This window comes from Alteromonas hispanica, assembly GCF_010500915.1.
Classification (GTDB): domain Bacteria; phylum Pseudomonadota; class Gammaproteobacteria; order Enterobacterales; family Alteromonadaceae; genus Alteromonas; species Alteromonas hispanica.
Genome location: NZ_JAAAWP010000008.1, coordinates 163,815 through 182,552 on the forward strand (window position 1 = coordinate 163,815; position 18,738 = coordinate 182,552).

Annotated in this window: 12 protein-coding genes and 1 pseudogene; 10 read left to right on the forward strand and 3 right to left on the reverse strand. The window is 44.5% G+C overall.

What is annotated here, in order from left to right; genetic code table 11:
* The 10 genes and pseudogenes from GTW09_RS13460 (at window position 1) to gcvP (ending at window position 12,805) form a co-directional block, all read left to right on the forward strand.
* The gene (locus GTW09_RS13460) at window positions 1–2,685 is read left to right on the forward strand and encodes a family 20 glycosylhydrolase (RefSeq protein WP_338024961.1); all 2,685 of its coding nucleotides are present in this window, start codon (window positions 1–3) and stop codon (window positions 2,683–2,685) included.
* Between the two features lie 100 nt (window positions 2,686–2,785).
* Complete coding sequence (locus GTW09_RS13465) at window positions 2,786–3,688, forward strand: glucosamine kinase nucleotide-binding domain-containing protein (protein WP_163112296.1); 903 nt, start codon at window positions 2,786–2,788, stop codon at window positions 3,686–3,688.
* The gene (gene nagB-II, locus GTW09_RS13470; protein ID WP_163112297.1) at window positions 3,688–4,716 is read left to right on the forward strand and encodes a glucosamine-6-phosphate deaminase NagB-II; all 1,029 of its coding nucleotides are present in this window, start codon (window positions 3,688–3,690) and stop codon (window positions 4,714–4,716) included. The genes GTW09_RS13465 and nagB-II overlap by 1 nt, the downstream gene beginning before the upstream one ends.
* Entirely contained in the window at window positions 4,713–5,876 is a 1,164-nt protein-coding gene (gene nagA / locus GTW09_RS13475; RefSeq protein ID WP_163112298.1) for an N-acetylglucosamine-6-phosphate deacetylase, read from the forward strand. The genes nagB-II and nagA overlap by 4 nt, the downstream gene beginning before the upstream one ends.
* A gap of 67 nt (window positions 5,877–5,943) precedes the next feature.
* A complete protein-coding gene (locus tag GTW09_RS13480) occupies window positions 5,944–7,305 on the forward strand; it encodes a sugar MFS transporter (RefSeq protein ID WP_163112299.1) in 1,362 nt (453 codons plus the stop codon).
* A gap of 229 nt (window positions 7,306–7,534) precedes the next feature.
* A complete protein-coding gene (locus GTW09_RS13485; protein WP_163112300.1) occupies window positions 7,535–7,804 on the forward strand; it encodes a hypothetical protein in 270 nt (89 codons plus the stop codon).
* A 12-nt stretch (window positions 7,805–7,816) separates the two neighbouring features.
* A pseudogene (locus tag GTW09_RS13490) lies at window positions 7,817–7,993 on the forward strand (DUF4168 domain-containing protein); the annotation flags it as partial.
* A gap of 263 nt (window positions 7,994–8,256) precedes the next feature.
* Complete coding sequence (gene gcvT, locus GTW09_RS13495) at window positions 8,257–9,336, forward strand: glycine cleavage system aminomethyltransferase GcvT (protein ID WP_163112302.1); 1,080 nt, start codon at window positions 8,257–8,259, stop codon at window positions 9,334–9,336.
* Between the two features lie 48 nt (window positions 9,337–9,384).
* Entirely contained in the window at window positions 9,385–9,774 is a 390-nt protein-coding gene (gene gcvH / locus GTW09_RS13500) for a glycine cleavage system protein GcvH (protein ID WP_163112303.1), read from the forward strand.
* 121 nt (window positions 9,775–9,895) lie between these two features.
* A complete protein-coding gene (gene gcvP / locus GTW09_RS13505) occupies window positions 9,896–12,805 on the forward strand; it encodes an aminomethyl-transferring glycine dehydrogenase (protein WP_163112304.1) in 2,910 nt (969 codons plus the stop codon).
* 146 nt (window positions 12,806–12,951) lie between these two features.
* Here the strand turns inward: gcvP and GTW09_RS13510 are convergent, their stop codons facing one another.
* The 3 genes from GTW09_RS13510 to GTW09_RS13520 are packed head-to-tail and all read right to left on the reverse strand — an operon-like array spanning window position 12,952 to window position 18,728.
* Window positions 12,952–15,165: a DEAD/DEAH box helicase gene (locus GTW09_RS13510; RefSeq protein WP_163112305.1), complete on the reverse strand. Its 2,214-nt coding sequence runs from the start codon at window positions 15,163–15,165 to the stop codon at window positions 12,952–12,954.
* The gene (locus tag GTW09_RS13515; RefSeq protein ID WP_163112306.1) at window positions 15,162–16,469 is read right to left on the reverse strand and encodes an ATP-binding protein; all 1,308 of its coding nucleotides are present in this window, start codon (window positions 16,467–16,469) and stop codon (window positions 15,162–15,164) included. Before GTW09_RS13515 ends, GTW09_RS13510 begins: the two co-directional genes overlap by 4 nt.
* A 3-nt stretch (window positions 16,470–16,472) precedes the next feature.
* Window positions 16,473–18,728: a tellurite resistance TerB family protein gene (locus GTW09_RS13520; protein ID WP_163112307.1), complete on the reverse strand. Its 2,256-nt coding sequence runs from the start codon at window positions 18,726–18,728 to the stop codon at window positions 16,473–16,475.
* Between the last annotated feature and the right edge of the window lie 10 nt (window positions 18,729–18,738).

Genomic DNA, 18,738 nt, shown 5'->3' on the forward strand with positions numbered 1-18,738 from the left:
GTGAGACGTATCTTAGGTTTATCGCTGTCGCTATTGGCTGGTTGTGCACTGAGTGCCAATGCCGCGGTGAAGATGGGTGAAGTAAAACCTGCCCCTACATTAAAACCCGAGCAAGCTGCGTTAAATGCGTTGGGACAGCACCTTGATGTAAATTACAACGTGCTAAGCAATCTCGATGATACATTTTGTAAGACCTTCATTTTAAAAGGTGATTGTTTTTCATCTCGCATCCAATTGCTTGCGAAAGAGCAAAGTATTGCCGCAACCACCTCACTTTATTTTAGTCATATCGCGCCAATCCGGGGCTTTTCCTCTGAAAGCAATATTGCGATAACACACCTAAATGGCGACCTCCATCGGTTAACATTCAATGAAGCTGTTCCGGCCAATACGCCTGTAAGCATTGATATTGCTGCCCCGTTTTGGCATGCATCTCGTTCAGACGCGATGGCGAATTACTATCTCACATTGGGCGAGTTATCTCCTGTTGTGGTGGCCTCTACCACTCGTGTCAAAGAGCTTGGCAGTGGGTTACTTGTCAATCGGCACACGGGTGACTGGTTAAAAGAAGATCAGTACAAGCGAGCCAACATCGACAACGTGCCGCTTATGGATAGCGAGTATATGTATGAGAAGCTGGAGCGGGAAGAGCCGTCAGCCACCTTGCCTCTAGAAAGGCTAAATAGGTCATACCGCGTGATCCCCAAGGTGTTGGTACAAGAAAATACGGGCAACACAATAAGGGCGACAGGCGTAACGTTTTCGGAAAAAGATGCCGAGCTACTAGCCCCTGCTCGAGCACAAATGTCATTCTTTGGTCTTGAAGAGCAACCCGACGGCCTGATGGTATCGGTGGTCATTAGTGATGAGTCCACGCAGCGTGCTGCCTTAAAACAGAGCGTGAGGCTAGATGCTGCATCTAAACCCTCTACCAATTCGGCTGCGAAGCCTTCTTTAGCCGAACAGGCAAAACATAACGATAGCAGTTATGAGCTTGTTGTAAGTGAAACAGGCATTGAGATAAACGCAGTTAATCACGTTGCAGCAAATTACGCCCTGCTCACGCTTATGCAGCTTTACAATCAACGCGACAAAGAGTTTACGGCTACCTCTATTAAAGACTCACCGCGATATGACTTTCGCGGTATGCATATGGACGTAGCGCGACACTTCCCCGGTAAACAAGCTATAAAAAGCGTAATCACGCAAATGTTCACTTATAAGTTAAATACTCTGCATTTGCACCTTAGTGACGATGAAGGTTGGCGTATTGAAATAGAGTCATTGCCTGAGCTTACGAATACTGGCGCATACCGTTGTCACGATTTATCAGAAACTCAATGCTTACTTCCGCAGCTTGGCAGTGGTCCGCATAGAAACGCCATCGGAAACGGCTACCTCTCTAAAGAGGACTACATAGAGTTAGTACGTTATGCACACCAGCGAGGCATAGAAATCATTCCATCTCTTGATATGCCAGGTCACGCGAGAGCAGCCATTGTGTCTATGAACGCTCGATACGAACGCTTTATGAAAGAGGGCAATAAAGAGGCCGCGATGCAATACTTGCTGGTAGATAAAGGCGACACTACCCGCTACGAAAGCGTGCAGTTTTATAACGACAATACGGTAAACCCCTGTTTAGACAGCACGTACGCGTTTATCGATACGGTTATGCAAGAGATTAAGGCGTTGCATGCGGCAGCAAACGTACCTTTGACACGCTTTCATATTGGTGCGGATGAAACCGCAGGAGCATGGACTGAATCACCGGTATGTCATGCTAAAGGGGTAAATATCGACAGTATTTTGCCTGAATTTGTTACCCGAGTGCAGCAACTTGCTACAAAAGCGGGGCTAGCCATAGGTGGGTGGAGTGATGGTATGGAAAAAGCTGCCTCTACCCTAGACAACAAGCAAGCATATACTAATGTATGGCATCTTTTAGCGGCGGGTGGAAACGATACCGTAGCCCATTTTGCCAATGAGAACATACCGGTAGTGCTGTCATTTCCAGACGTGCTGTATTTCGACTTTCCCTATGCGAGTCATCCTCATGAACCAGGCTATTACTGGGGATCGAAGGCGACATCTAGCGAAAAAATCTTTTCTTTTATGCCTGAGAATTTGCCGCGGCACAGTAATATTTGGCAAAACAGAATGGGCAACGACTTTGAGGGATCGAAAACAAACAATACCGCGACGGTAATAGGTATTCAGGGCCAACTTTGGAGCGAAGTAACGGTTAACCAGGCGGCAGTCGAATACATGGTTTTTCCGCGAATGCTGGCACTAGCTGAGCGTGCTTGGCATAAAAATGAGTGGCAGCCAAGCGGTTTGGTCCAAAGTGCTAGTTCTAACAGCAATAACGCTACTGCAAAATATACTCAGCGCCAGCAAGCTTGGCACTACTTTAGAGACGCACTTTATACACAGCACTTACCAGCGCTTGTAAAACAGGGGATAAACGTGCGTGTACCAACCCCTGCCGCAGCTATTAAAGACAGTCAGCTTGTAATGAAACAGCTACCCGGCTTAATCAATGAGTACAGTTTAGACGGACAAACATGGCGAGAGTTTACCCAGCCTTTTTCTATCAACAGCAAGGGTAATAGTAATGTTCATGTGCGCACGAGAGTAGCAGGCACACAAGCATTCAGTCGAGCTTTGGTGTTACAAGGGTGAGCCTTAACTCATTGTTTTTATTATCAAAAATGACAGCGCTGTCATTGCAAAAAGCGCTGTCTAAAAAATCAGGGACATACTCCCGCATGAGAAGATGTGAATGAAATCTGACTTATTTTTTGTAGGAATAGACGGTGGCGGTACCAAGTGCCGAGCTCGTATAGAAGACAGCGATGGCATACTCATTGGTGAGAGCATCAGTGGGCCTGCCAATATCATGCGCGATAGCGTGTTGGCAAAGCGCTCAATAGTTGAGGCTATCGAAAAAGCAATTGCTGTATCTGAGCTTTCTATACATCATGAGCAATGCGTGGTTGGCGCAGGCCTGGCCGGTGCAAATATTGCACAAGCGGCAGAAAAGTTTGGCGAATGGTCTCACCCTTTTCGTCAAATGCATTTGCTTAGCGACTTACATGCTGCCTGTTTAGGCGCACATAATGGGCAAGATGGCGCGGCAATTATCACCGGAACAGGCTCGTCGGCAACATGTTGGAATAACGGTGTGTTTACCGACATTGGCGGCCATGGTTTTCCTATTGGTGATGTGGCAAGCGGTGCTTGGCTTGGCTTAAAGGCTGTACAGCATACCTTGCTCTGTTTAGACGGTTTACGCAAAGAAGACGAATTGTCGGCAACCATTTGTGAGGCACTAAATACGCAAAATGCGAACGATATTGTCAGCGTATGCGCCACATTCAACACTCACCATTTTGCCGCGCTGGTAGAGCAAATATTGCCGCTACTTTACATCTCGATAGACAGTGTGGTGAGCCTATTCAAAGAGGGTGCAAAGTACATTGAGAGTGTGGCAAACGTGTTGCTGGCGAATAATGATTGTTCCCTCGCCATGATTGGCGGGCTAAGTACCATCTATTCTCAACATCTTCCTAGCGAGATAAGGGCACGTACTGTGTCGAGCAAGTCATCGCCTCAGCAAGGCGCTCTGTTTTTCGCTAAGACCCGATTTTTCGATTTTCAATCCTCAAATTTAACAGGTGAATAATGAATTTTTCAGTTATGGCTAAAGAAGCCAGAGAAGCTCCTTTAGTGATAGAGAATCAGTTATCAAGCAATGACGATAATGTGAAGCGAATTGCCGATAAGCTTCGCAGTATTAATCCTCAACTTATCTACATTATAGGGCGCGGATCATCTGATCACGCAGGAGTTTTCGGTAAATATTTATTTGAAACCGAGCTGGGTATACCCGTGTGTAGCGCGGCTCTCAGTATTGCTGGCGTGTTTAATAAGCAATTAAAACTGAATAATGCGGTAGCCTTTGTTATTTCACAGTCGGGAAGAAGTCCTGATATTTTAAGGCAAGCCGAATCTGCTAAACAGGGTGGGGCGTTTACAATTGCCATTGTGAATGATGAAGCGTCGCCGCTGGCCCATTTGGCCGATGCGGTTATTCCAATTTCTGCTGGCGAAGAAAAAGCTGTTGCTGCAACTAAAAGCTATTTAGCAACGTTGTCTGCGCTGCTACATTTATGCGCCCATTGGGGTAAAAACGATAAATTACTTGCATCGCTTCAACTGTTGCCTGCTAGCTTAGACTCAGTAGTGAGCGCGCCAATGCAGCTAACCACTGAGTTTTTAATAGCAACGCGAAACTGCATTATATTGGGTCGCGGCTTCGGATATGCGATTGGTAGGGAAGTGGCGCTTAAATTGAAAGAAGTGTTGGGCATTCATGCCGAGGCATTTAGTAGCGCCGAGTTTATCCACGGGCCAGTTACATTAGTTGAGCAGCAATTAAAAATAGTGTCGCTGCTTGTTAATGATGAAAGCGAATCGCTTCACAGAGGTATTATGGGTGATGTAATAAGCCGCGGCGCTCAATGCACAGAAATAAATTCTGGCACAGCGATCAATGCTGCCAGAGCGAACAATGATAGTGGCCTTCATCCTCGTTTGCTACCCTTGCTTATTATGCAGCGTTTCTATTTGGATATTGAACATATTGCCGTAGATATGGGGCTCAATCCAGACACGCCACCAGGACTTAACAAGGTAACGAAAACACAATGAAAAAAACTATTCACGTTGATTCCGTCTTGGTGAAAGGCGAGTGGAAAACACAGCAGGCCATAACAATTGAAAACGGCAATATTTCTGCCATCGTCGATAGCAGCGACAAAGAGCGAAATGTTACCAATAGCACGGATGAGCATATTAAAGGAACGGTTATCCCAGGCTATGTAGATACCCAAGTGAATGGTGGTGGGGGCGTTATGTTTAATCACGCCCCCACGTTAGAGAGTGTAAATACTATTGCCAATGCCCATGCTCAATTTGGTACTACGAGTTTGTTTCCCACACTTATCACCGATGACCTTGCCACCATTTGCAGCGCCGCCGATGCTATATCTCAGGCTATACGCTTAAATCACCCCTCTATTATGGGCGTTCATTTTGAAGGGCCGCATTTGTCGGTAGCAAAAAAAGGAGTGCACAAAGCTGCGCATATCAGGTCAATCTCAGATGAAGAGTTGGCGGTATATACGCGAAAAGACATTGGCCAAGTCATTGTTACCGTGGCGCCAGAAAATGTGTCGCCTGAGGTTATACAAGCCCTTGTTAAAGAGAATGTGATTGTTGCGCTGGGCCATTCAAATGCGCCGTATGAGGTGGTGCAGCAAGCCCTTTATGCTGGTGCTACTGGGTTCACCCACTTATTTAATGCCATGTCGCCATTAACCTCTAGAGAGCCGGGTATGGTGGGCGCTGCACTTTTATCTGATGCTATTTGCGGTCTGATTGTCGATCACCAACATCTCCACACAAAGTCGGCTGAACTTGCCTGCAAAATAAAAGGCGAAGAGGGCATTATGCTGGTAACCGATGCCATGGCTCATGTTGGAGGAGTTGAAGATACCGTATCTTTTTTCGACACTAAGATTACACGCACAATAACCCCTACAGGCGAAAAGCTAACCACACCAGATGGCACACTGGCAGGCAGTTGTTTAGATATGCATTCGGCGCTAATTCACTGTGTTAACGATTTAGGCGTATCGCTTAAAAGTGCAAGTGTAATGGCGAGCACTACGGCCTCTCGCTTCACCTGCACCCAGAATAACATTGGCCAATTAATACCGGGAGCCGCGGCTAATTTTGTTGTGCTCGATGAGCAGCTTCACCTCAAGCAGGTGTGGCAGCAAGGTAAGAGACTAGATGAAGCCGAATAAGTGTTGATAAAAAGTAATCACTAAAATCACGAAAAAACAAAAACAAATATTTAGAGAGAGCGTAACAATGACCCTTCATGCCCAAACAAGCGCATTACCACCAAGTGGCCTTGCGCGCTTTACCCCAATAATAAGTATTGGGCTACTGTTCTTTATTTTTGGTTTTATAACTTGGTTAAACGGCGCGCTTATTCCATTTTTACAGATGGTTTGCGAGCTTACTGAAATTCAAGCGCTGCTTATTGCCTTTTGTTTTTACATTGCCTACGTGGTTATGGCGCTTCCAATGGCAAAAATACTCGAAAAAACAGGTTATCAAAAAGGCATGAGTTTAGGGCTAGGTATTATTGCCCTTGGTTGTGTTCTGTTTGTGCCCGCTGCCCTAAGTGCTTGGTTTCCCGTGTTTTTGTTAGCACAGTTTGTTGTGGGCAGCGGCCTTACCATACTGCAAACGGCCTCTAACCCCTTCATAGTGAGGCTGGGTAGCGAAGAAAGCGCGGCTGCCCGCATTGCTTTTATGGGGCTTTTAAATAAAGCCGCCGGCGTATTAGCGCCCATTATATTTACCGCGTTAGTACTAAATGGCTTACCCGATGTGAATCAGGAAATGCTATCTGCAATGGCAGAGCAAGAGCGCACGGCGTTAATTAGCGATATGTCGGTGTCTCTTATACAGCCATACATAGGTATGGCTATTGCTCTCGCATTGCTGGCGCTGGGCTTCACAAAAATAAATTTACCCGCTATCGGAGAAGGCACTACTGAGCAAAACTCTGATTCGGCGATAAATGCAGAAAGTAGCCTTAATACACCGCAAGCGGACAAGCGTATTTTACAGTTTCCTCATTTAGTATTGGGCGCAATAAGTCTGTTTTTTTACGTAGGGGTAGAGGTGGTTGCTGGCGACACTATCGGCTTATACGGTTCATCCCTTGGAGTTGATAATGCCACCACGCTAACCTCTTACACTATGGTGGCGATGGTTATTGGTTATGCCATCGGTTTAGTGTGCATTCCTCGAATATTTTCTCAGCAGGCTGCACTGCTTGGTTCTGCTGTTACCGGCGTGCTTTTAACATTCGCCATTTTGTTTGCTTCAGACACGAGTACGTCAATTGCAGACGTGTTATGGGGCTGGGCTGGAATTCAAGCATTACCAAACAGCGTTGCGCTTATCGCATTACTTGGGTTTGCTAATGCGCTAGTGTGGCCTGCCATTTGGCCGTTGGCACTTAATAATTTGGGTAAATATACCGCGCAAGGCTCTGCGCTACTTATTATGGGTATAGCCGGTGGCGCAATATTGCCAATGGTGTATGGCGGTGCGAGCGAGTGGGTTGGCGGGCAATACGCCTACGCTATAATGTTGCCTTGTTACTGCTTTATTGGCTATTACGCTATTTGGGGAAGTAAAAAGCAAAGTTGGTAAGGCAAAAAGAAGCAAAAACTTTGCCCACGGAGTTGGAACTTTTGAAACTCACTATTGCCCGAGCTTGTGCAACTAGTCATAAATGCAATTAGTTGAAGTTCAACTGGCAAAGACACTGTTGCCAACAATTGGTTAGGTGGTTTGTATTTAAAACCAGGTGTTTAACCAGGTATTTAAATAGTACAGCTCGCCTGGCCAGTTGACATTCACGAAATGACAAGGAGCTTTAATGAAGCTTATTAAGACAACACTGCTCACCGCCGCCTTAACCGCAGGACTAAGCACAGGTGCAGCTGTAGCACAGGAAACAAATACACAAGCTCAAAATTCCCAATCCCCAAATTCACAATCAAGCAGTGCACAAGAAACACCCAACACCACAAAACAGGTGCAAATTTCTGAAAAGCAGGTCGACCAGTTTGTTGATGCCTATTTAACGGTTCAGTTAATAGGCCAGAAGTATCAGGCAGAAATTCAGGCTGCTGGCGATCAGGCTTAAGCCAAAGATCTTCAGCAAGAAGCGAGAGAAAAAATGCAAACCGCCATTTCAGACAGCGGCATAGCAATGCAGAAATATCGTGAGATCTCCATTGCGGCTAATCAAAATGAATCGTTACGAGGCCGCATTTCTGAAAAGCTTACCATAGAGCTAGAGTCGCGTAAGCAGGCTCAGAACGTCGACAGCTAAGTCGCAACGTTTTCACGTATTTTCAATAAAACGCTGCGTTAATATGCAGCGTTTTTTATTCTGCTGCTATCATGAAGCGTGAACGATGAACCATTCTTTAACATCAAGCTCTCTAACCCTCTTTTCAACATAACGTTTTCTGATGTTACTTAGTAACTACATTAACTTTTTAAATGTAGTGATAAGAATTATCAATTTGTTGCGTGATTGTTACCTAACTATACTCAATGTCGTTTTCTATCTTTCAACAAGAGTAAAGTGGAATGTCTAACACCACCGCCCTACATGCGAAGCACCTAGAAGCTGGTGCCAAAATGGTCGACTTCTTTGGCTGGGATATGCCAATTAATTATGGTTCTCAAATTGAAGAGCATCATGCTGTGCGCCAAGACGCCGGTATGTTTGATGTATCTCACATGACCATTGTTGATGTTACAGGCCCGCAGGCAAAAGCGTACCTTCAATACCTATTGGCAAACGACGTTGCTAAGCTAAAAGATAAAGGCAAAGCCCTTTACAGCGGTATGTTGAACGAAGAGGGTGGGGTTGTTGATGACCTTATCGTGTATCACTTTGACGAAACTAATTACCGCTTAGTGGTTAATTCAGCCACTCGTGAAAAAGACATGAACTGGCTAATGAGCAAAGCCGAAGGTTTTGACGTAACCATTACCGAGCGTTCTGAGTTCGCGATGATTGCAGTGCAAGGCCCCAATGCAAAAGAAAAAGCGGCAACGCTTTTCAGTGCGGCGCAAAAAGAAGCAGTAGCCGGTATGAAGCCGTTCTTTGGCGTACAAGCTGAAGACCTTTTCATTGCAACAACAGGCTACACCGGTGAAGCGGGCTACGAAATTATGGTGCCAACGGCGCAAGCAGCAAGCTTCTGGCAAAGCTTGTTAGACGCAGGCGTTAAGCCGTGCGGTCTAGGCGCACGAGATACATTGCGCTTAGAAGCAGGTATGAACCTTTACGGCCAAGATATGGATGAAACTATATCGCCACTGGCGGCTAACATGGGTTGGACAATTACTTGGGAGCCAGCAGACAGAGACTTCGTTGGCAGAAAAGCCCTTGAGGCACTGCGCGAAACAGGCACCGACAAGCTGGTTGGCTTAGTAATGACTGAAAAAGGCGTATTGCGTCATGGTCTTAAAGTAAAAACAGACAACGGCGAAGGCGTAATTACTTCAGGCACGTTTTCTCCAACACTTGGGCACTCCATAGCAATGGCGCGAGTACCTAGTGATGTGGGTGACACAGTAGAAGTGGAAATGCGCAAAAAGTGGGTTACAGTAAAAGTGGTTAAGCCCTCCTTTGTTCGCAATGGAAAAAGTGTTTTATAAGTTTACGTCTCAAGTTTGTAAAATTGACAAAGATTAACAGGAACGATTATGAGCAACATCCCAACTGATTTACGTTATGCCGCTACCCACGAATGGGTTCGCTCTGAAGGCGACGGTGTTTTTACTGTAGGTATTTCTGAACACGCACAAGGTTTACTTGGCGATATGGTTTTCGTTGAACTACCAGACGTAGGTGACGCGGTAACTACTGGCGACGACGTGTGTGTTGCTGAGTCGGTTAAAGCGGCCTCTGACGTTTACACGCCAATCACTGGTGAAGTAATCGCAATCAACGAAGACCTAGAAGACTCGCCAGAGCTAGTAAACTCTGACCCATACGGCGAAGGCTGGATGTTCAAGATTAAAGCGGAAGACCCTGCAGAAGTAGAAGGCTTGCTTGACGCAGAAGGTTATGAAAACAGCATTGACGAAGAGTAATTTGTTACGCTGATAGAAAGATACACAGTTGAAAAAGGGGCATGAATATTATTCAGCCCCTTTTTAACTTTTAGATTTAACGACGCCCTTGCGGCAACCATTAAGAGTGCTTAACAACGTTATGTCGAATACTTCTCCTACATTAGCTCAACTAGAGCAAAAAGATACGTTTATCCGCCGTCATATTGGCCCGGGTAAAGGCGAAATTGAAGAAATGCTGTCTGCCATTGGTGCTAGCTCATTAGATGATTTAATTGAGCAAACCGTACCGGCAGGTATTGCGCTACCAGAACCGTTAAAATGCGGCGAAGGTGCGACAGAAGTTGAAGCATTAAGTGAATTAAAAGCGGTTGCGGCGAAAAACAAAATTAATCGTTCGTTTATCGGAATGGGCTACTACGATACCCACGTACCGAACGTAATTTTGCGTAACGTGTTAGAAAACCCAGGTTGGTACACGGCGTACACCCCTTATCAGCCAGAGATTGCGCAAGGTCGTTTAGAAGCTATTTTGAACTTCCAGCAAGTGACCATCGATTTAACCGGTCTTGAGCTGGCATCAGCATCATTACTAGATGAGAGCACCGCGGCAGCCGAGGCTATGGGCCTTGCCAAGCGAGTTTCGAAAAACAAAAAAGCAAACATCTTTTTTGTGTCTGACGATGTGCACCCACAAACACTAGATGTAGTAAAAACTCGCGCCGAGATGTTTGGTTTTGAAATTGTTACTGGCCCTGCAGAAGAAGCCGCAGAGCACGACGTGTTCGGTGCGCTTTTACAATACCCAACCAGCACGGGCGAAATTAAAGATATTTCTGACATCATTGCAGCAGTGCAAGCGAAAAAAGGCATTGCGGCTGTAGCGGCAGACCTAATGAGCTTAGTAATGCTTAAGTCGCCTGGCGAGCTAGGTGCCGATGTAGCATTAGGCAGTGCGCAGCGCTTTGGTGTACCAATGGGTTATGGCGGCCCACACGCGGCTTTCTTTGCAACCCGCGAAAGTTTCAAGCGTTCATTGCCAGGACGTATTATTGGCGTAAGTAAAGATACACGTGACCGCCCAGCACTACGTATGGCACTGCAAACTCGCGAGCAGCACATTCGCCGCGAAAAAGCGAACTCGAACATTTGTACCGCGCAAGTGCTACTTGCCAACATGGCGAGCTTTTACGCCGTATATCACGGCCCGCAGGGCTTAAAAACTATTGCCGAGCGTATTCACCGTTTCGCCGATATTCTTGCAACCGGCTTAACACTTAAAGGTACCAGCAAAGGCGTGGCGCTTAAGCATAGCACGTACTTCGACACACTCACTGTATTGGTTGAAAATAAAGAAGACGTACTTGCTAAAGCTTATGCGAAAGGTATGAACCTTCGTGCGGACCTAGAAGGCGCGGTAGGCGTAGCGTTAGACGAAACCACTACTCGCGAAGATATTTTAGCGTTATTCGATGTTATCTTAGGCGATAACCACGGATTAAGTGTTGAAGACCTAGACGCAGAAGTGACGACACAAGCCGTTAAGTCCATTCCAGAAGAGTTAGTTCGTACTAGCGACATTTTAACTCATGAAGTGTTCAACAAGTATCACTCTGAAACTGAAATGCTGCGTTATATCAAAAGCCTTGAAAACAAAGATTTGGCATTAAACCACTCTATGATTTCATTGGGCTCTTGCACCATGAAGCTAAACGCAACGGCAGAAATGATACCCGTAACCTGGGCTGAATTTGGGCAATTGCACCCGTTCGCGCCACTTGATCAAGCCGTAGGCTATCAAGAAATGATTGCAGAATTGGCCGAGTGGCTAATAGATGTAACGGGTTACGACGCACTTTCTATGCAGCCTAACTCAGGTGCACAGGGCGAGTATGCTGGCCTATTAGCTATTCAGCGCTACCACGAAAGCCGTGGCGACAGTCACAGAAACGTATGCTTAATTCCAAGCTCTGCTCACGGTACTAACCCAGCTTCGGCGCAAATGGTTAGCTTAAAAGTAGTGGTAGTAGCCTGTGATTCAAATGGTAACGTAGACCTTAACGACCTTCGCAAAAAAGCGGAAGAAGTGGGCGACAACCTATCATGCGCGATGATCACGTACCCATCTACTCACGGTGTTTACGAAGAAACGGTGAAAGAAATATGCGATATCGTTCACGAGCACGGCGGCCAGGTTTATATGGACGGCGCTAACATGAACGCGCAGGTGGGCATTACATCACCAGGCTTCATTGGCTCAGACGTATCGCACCTTAACTTGCACAAAACATTCTGTATTCCACACGGTGGTGGCGGCCCAGGTATGGGACCAATTGGCGTAAAATCGCACCTTGCACCGTTTTTACCTAATCACACCGTGATAAACGCAGAAACAGCGGGTAAAGACTGCGGCGCGGTAAGTGGTGCGCCATGGGGCAGTGCGTCTATTTTGCCTATTAGCTACATGTACATCAAAATGATGGGAAGCGAAGGCCTACGCCGTGCAACGGAAGTGGCTATTCTTAACGCGAACTACGTGGCTAAGAAGCTGGAAGGGCACTTTGAAATACTTTACAAAGGCAACAACGACCGTGTAGCCCACGAATGTATTATCGACCTTCGCCCACTAAAAGAAGCCAGTGGCGTAACCGAGCTAGACATTGCTAAGCGCCTAAACGACTACGGTTTCCACTCACCAACAATGAGCTTCCCAGTGGCAGGCACACTAATGGTAGAGCCAACCGAGTCTGAGGCGAAATACGAGCTAGATCGTTTCATTAACGCCATGATAAGCATTCGCCAAGAAATAGCGAAAGTGGAAAGCGGCGAGTGGGATGCAACAGACAACCCGCTTCACAATGCACCGCACACGCTAGCAGACATCTGTGACAGTAACTGGAACCGCAGCTACGACCGCATGCTAGCAGCGTACCCTGCACCAGAAGTACACAGAAACAAATTTTGGCCAACGGTTAACCGTATCGATGACGTATACGGCGACCGGAACTTAATTTGTTCTTGCCCAAGTATAGAGAGTTATATTGAGGGGTAGGTTGGTTGACTAACTGCAATTAAAATTGTGAATGCGACAATTAAGTTTTTGAATGCAATTAAGATTGTGAATAGCTAGATATGAAATAGGTGAACCAGAAATGGTTCGCCTTTTTTATGTATTAAATAGATTAGGCTTGACTTCAACTAAATCAGACAGTCTGTTTGTGTTTTAATTTTTTTTAACCAAGCTTCGGTATTGGTCATGTCAAAAGCTTTTGCTCCATATCCTATGGATAGAGTGCTTTCTGGCAAAAATTCATCAAATTTCTCGATACGTTTTTCCAATACTTGTTGTGCTAGTTCTGTTTCTGTTGGAAGTTCCATTGAAGCAAGTTTGAGCAATGTCGAGCGAACACTTTCTAATGACGCTTTTTCTACTTCTATGACTCCTGCATATGCGCCAGCTTCAAACCCATGTTGGATTAGCAAGGCGACAATTGTATTTACTACTTTGTCGCCAAGCCATGGGAATATATAAGTAGTATTGCCAGCCTGGAGCAGTGGTTCTCTAGAGAGCTTTGCACCTTCGAAATATCGTACGCTTTCACCAAACAGTTCTCGTGCAGCTGAATCAGCGAAGTCGACTTTCTGATCCCCCACAGAAATTTTGTAGTCACCGTCTTTTAATATTTGGAACATCTCTTGCCGGACAACATCATGTATGTTCAAGCCAGCACCACCAAATTTAGGTGGCTTGCCACCTTTTGCATGCTCCACATAAATAACTTTCTTTTCGCTATCTATGTCGTTTACTTTCCAACGTTTTCCACCGAAAACAATATGCTGCCCTTCTAATACCAATGAATCTACAGGAAGCGTTCCGAGTGATTTTGTTCCGCGTACAATTCGGAATTCCTCGGGCGTTTTAAAAACAGCATAGAACGAGTAATGGCTTGTCAGCTTTTCTCCCAAAAGGCCAAGCACTAATTCACCACTACCTAACTGAGTTATGAGTTCTTTTTTGCCCATGTGGACAAGTAGTGCTTTGAAGTTTTCAACATTAACGTTTTGAAAAGGACCATCTTTACAGAGCAAACTAAATAATTGTTCTGGTCTAATTCCTCCCCATTGTGCAGTAACCGCAAGTACTTGATGAAGGAGTGTTGAGAAGTGATAAAGTGATGTATCAGCTGGTTCATACCATTTACTGCCGATAAGAAGTCTGATCATGGCCAGAGACTGAATAAGCTCCAGTCTCAGCTTGTCGATGACGCTAGAGTCTTTTGTCAATTCAGCTTCAGCGATGAGCATTCGCAATATTGAGGCTCCACCTCGTCTTCCTGAGCGTCCCATTCTTTGACGTAAACTTGAAATAGAATGGGGGGCTGTTACTTGAATTACTGAGTTTACTTTGCCGATATCAATGCCTAGTTCAAGAGTCATTGTGCAAATCGCTGTGGTAGGATAATGCTCTTGTTGCAATCGCTTTTCTAAGCTTTCTCGAAGATCTTTAGATAGCGAACCATGGTGAGGAAAAAATTCATTCGGTACAATTTTTTCTTCACAGAAGTCAGATAGTGTAGCCGCAATGTTTTCTGTACGGCTTCTACTATTTGCAAACACAAGGTGATTTCCACCTCGACAAAATTTAAATAAATCTTGGCAAATCGTATATTCGGCATCATTGGAAGACTCAGTTGCTAAGTTAGCAGGGTTTACATACCCTTTTACCTGAACCTTCAAGGTGGATGTCGAATGTGTATCTTTGACGATCTTGCAAGGTAAAGAGCGATTAGGGCGAAGTGATAGAGGTACTTTCTCTAACTCACCAAGCGTTGCACTCAAAGCTACCCTCGGGATTGGTGTTTCTAGTCTTCCAATAAGATGTTCTAGTCGATGAAGCAAAGAGAGTAAGTGATGGCCGCGCTCAGAACCAATAAAGGCATGAAACTCGTCAATAACGATATATTTCAAATTAGAGAATGCAGCTCTTATCCAGTCTGAGTCTCTGATGAGTAATGACTCCAATGACTCAGGTGTTATTAACACGACACCAGATGGCGATGCTTTTAATTTCTTCTTTCGGCCCTTTGAGCTATCACCATGCCAGGGCGTAACCGGTATTTCTAACAGGTCAGACAGACTTTCTAAGCGCCTATCTTGGTCATTTATAAGGGCTTTTAGAGGGCTAACGTAAAGGATCCCTACACCTGTTTCCTGAACTGCGATTGCGCTGAGCGCAGGCAAGAAAAATGCTTCTGTCTTTCCTGCTGCGGTTGAAGCGCTGATCAGTACATCTGTCTTTTCAGACAATATAGGTTCAATAGCAAGGCATTGTATTTCTCGTAAGCCAGTCCAGCCTTGTTTGAATATCCAGCGCTGAACCCGATGGTCTAATTTTTCATGCTCATGAATCATAGTTTGAAGTCAGCGAATCCATCTTCATTGCCCTCTGTTTCGAGTTCAACATCGGAAGGTTTATCTTCATTAATTGCTACTGATGAGATTAGACTATGCCATGAAATTTGCGGGTTTTGGTCGATTACCGCGAGCATGTCTAAAAATGCTTTAATGGTGTTACGTGGCGTTCTAAAATACGCATCCCCTATAGTTTGGCTGCAATGTTGTAAGAACGCTTTGAGAGATTCGTCTGGAACCAAGTACTTCGCTTCGTCACCTTCAGCATACACATGACGCAAGTTTTTAAGCAAAATATAAAGTTCTTCAGGGGTTAAGCTAGCGAGATGTAGCGCTGGTGACGAATAATCAATCACGCCCGCTTGTTTAGCAAAGCTGTTATCTGCCAATCTAGATTGAAGTGCTTCATAGCTATACAAGCCTTTACGTGGATCTAACAGAAACTCAGGGGTTCCGCCGAGAAGGAAGCCCAAATGCTCAGCGCTTCCTTGCAAGCAATCGTTTAGAATTCGGAGTATTTGTTCATAGTTAGAAGTTCTTGCTGTAGTGTTGTTTAACTTATACAGATTTACCATCTCGTCTAAGTTAACTAGAAGCCCTTGATAGCCAGCTTGTCTGACAAATAAACTCATTAATTTCAGCGCATCATAAAAAGATGTATCCGAAATAATTGTTCGAACTCCTAGATCATTTCGGGCATCAGTTTTAGTTGAATACTCTGCTCGTAACCATTTTATGGCGTTAGCTTTTAATATCTCATCATCTTTCTCATGACCTATCCAATAAGCCTCAATAACTTTAGCAAAATCATAACCGCCAACGAGTTCAGAAAGTGACGCTAATTTTTCATGGATAATTGAATTTATACTTTTTCCTGAAGTATCAGCTTCTTTAATCGCTTCTGTGATGAACTTTTCAACTACACTGGTTAAAGCATTACCATCAGGTTTGTTGCGAGTCGCCATGTTACGCATTAGCTCAGAGTAAAGGTTTCTAGCTTGACCAGCCGATGCATGAATACGTCTATCAGGAGATAAGTCTGCATTGACGGTTACAAGCTTATTCTCTAGAGCAATAGCACGTACAACACTTAAAAAGAATGTTTTACCAGAACCATAGTCGCCGATAATGAGCCTGAAAGCTGAACCTCCATCTGAGATCCGATTAATGTCTTTGATCAGAGCTTTTAATTCATTTACTCGACCAACTTGGATATGCTGGATTCCAATCTTAGGAGTCACACCTGACTTCAGAGATTGGATAATTGCATCCCTTTCTTTAGCTCGTATTCTTTTTGCAACCATTGTTTATCCCTTCAATTCTTCTACGATTTCTAGGTCGACATAGATATCACCATCGTCATCTAGAACTGGCGCATCGACTTTGTCATAAGCCCAGTCATTAATAGTTTCTAATGCGCCATCAACCATTATGTTTAGTTTGCTGCACAGTTCATGAACTTCTTTACGTGGCCACGACTCTTTAGCTATCAAAGTTTCAAAAAGTTCTTTGTAAGGGCTATCTAAGCCTTCTTCATTGACATCAGCGGTGGGGCTCACTCCCACTTCAGCCTCTTCATCAACGGCAAATATACTCTCCAGCATACTCTTTGCATCGTTGGTGTCACTTTCATGCATAGCCAGAATACCTTCATCCAACTGAAAGGTACTTTTATCAATTGGAGCGTCTTTAGATGTGGTAGAGATAGGTTGTTTGCTGGAGGCAAACGCATGAATGTCACTTGTAACGAGTGATTTATCTAAGCCTAACGAGGTATATAACTTTTCAATTTGCTTAATTTCAGAAGCATCGATTTTTCCATCAGCAAGAGCGATGGAAAGTATGAATCTTTTCAAGAATTCCACCTGTGGAACGCCAAGTTTTTCAATCCTAGCTTTCAAGCCAGCATTATTTACAGGGGCATTTAGACGCCAAGTTAAATATGCATTTAACGAGTTTTTTTCAGAAGGTGAGAGTTTGTCATCGTGGTTTATCAACGTTTGTAAGGCGATTTTCTCATGCTGATCTACAGTACCGTCTATTGTTGCGACCATTGCCCCTAACCTAATTGCTAAACTTACTTGGTTGAACGCCGAGCTTGGCTCAAAAAACTCTCCATGGCCCGGTGAGAAGAGCACAATGTTGTCATCGATTTTCAATTTTGCATGGTGAAAACGTTGGTCTGGCGCAATACCTATTTCAGCCTTAGCAGCCAAGTTAGCGACTAGTTCATTTTCTTTTTTGTTAAACGCCTTAGGGAGAGGTGTACCTGTATGAGTCCAGAAACCCTTGACTGTGGTTAGTCCATCATTTGAACTAATTATCTGATTTGCCCAAGACTTAAATGTTTCTATAACTGGTGAATTTGCTTCGTTTGCCAGTTCTTTAGGTAATAACATCAACGCTGCAATATCACTCCTTGAGGTATCAGCTTTTCCTAAGTAACGGCTGTAGCTGCTCAACTCTTCTGTACATTGTTCGGCAATAGGAATGAGCTTCTTAATTGGGCCTTTGAGAATACTTGGATCAGGTAAGTCACCTAACTCCAAATCAACCCCATGCACACCATTACTTGCCGCATGGTATGAAAGTCGCAGTTTAGTTTTATTGGGTTTTACGGAAATTCCTTCGCCAAACTTGTCAGAAAATCTAATTTGGAAAAGCTGGCTAAACTCTTCTTCACATCTACGGGCGGGAGTTTTTAGGGAATACTCGAATGTATTTTTTAGCCACTCTAGAGCTAAGGGAGCTGTTACAGGGTTTCCATTGGCTATAGTTGTTGCAAGTTTAACTTTGAATGACAACGCATTATTAGTTTCTGGTATATCTGACAGTCTATCTTCAAATAAGGCGGCTCTTTGAAGCGCCATTAGTTCGAGGAAATTAGCAGAGTATCCTCTGAACGAACGATTTGCGTTGAAAACGCTATTGAGTCGCAACACTTCTTCAAATATTGCTATGTACTCTTCATCAGATATTTGATTAGTGGATTTGTTTTCGATGACTCTTCTCTCAAACCCGTAGAAATAGATGAAGACATAACCAATTGGCGTATTGGGGTTTGAGCGATCAGAGGCGAGCCAATCTAGATAAGCGCCTCTACAGCCTTTAGACAAAGAAGCGTAGCTTGGCCAGTACCCTAAGGATTCATCAGTGTATATTTCTGAATCTACCGAAGGACTTGAAGCTGGGCGTTTATCATCCACTAGAGATGGCTCTATACCGTAACCATCTAGTGAATTCATTGCTCCACCAAAGTAGAAAAAGCCTTTCGTTAACTGTCTTCCATTAAAAGAAAGTTGTTCATCTTCGCTTATCCATCGGCCTTTTTGCTTATTCGTTGTTTTTTCCGGCTCTCGGCCAAAGCTTGTATGAATAGTAAAAGTGGCAAAGTCATCATCATCTAATGTTGATGACTTAGCAGCTACAGAAAAATTACTATTCTTCGAATGTTTAGATTGAGTTCCGCTTCTACTGTTGTTGGCTGATGTCTTTACTGTGGATTTATTTGAGAAGAGTTTGTAAAGCACATAAACAACAATGACCCCAATAATAAATTCCATTTACGCAGTC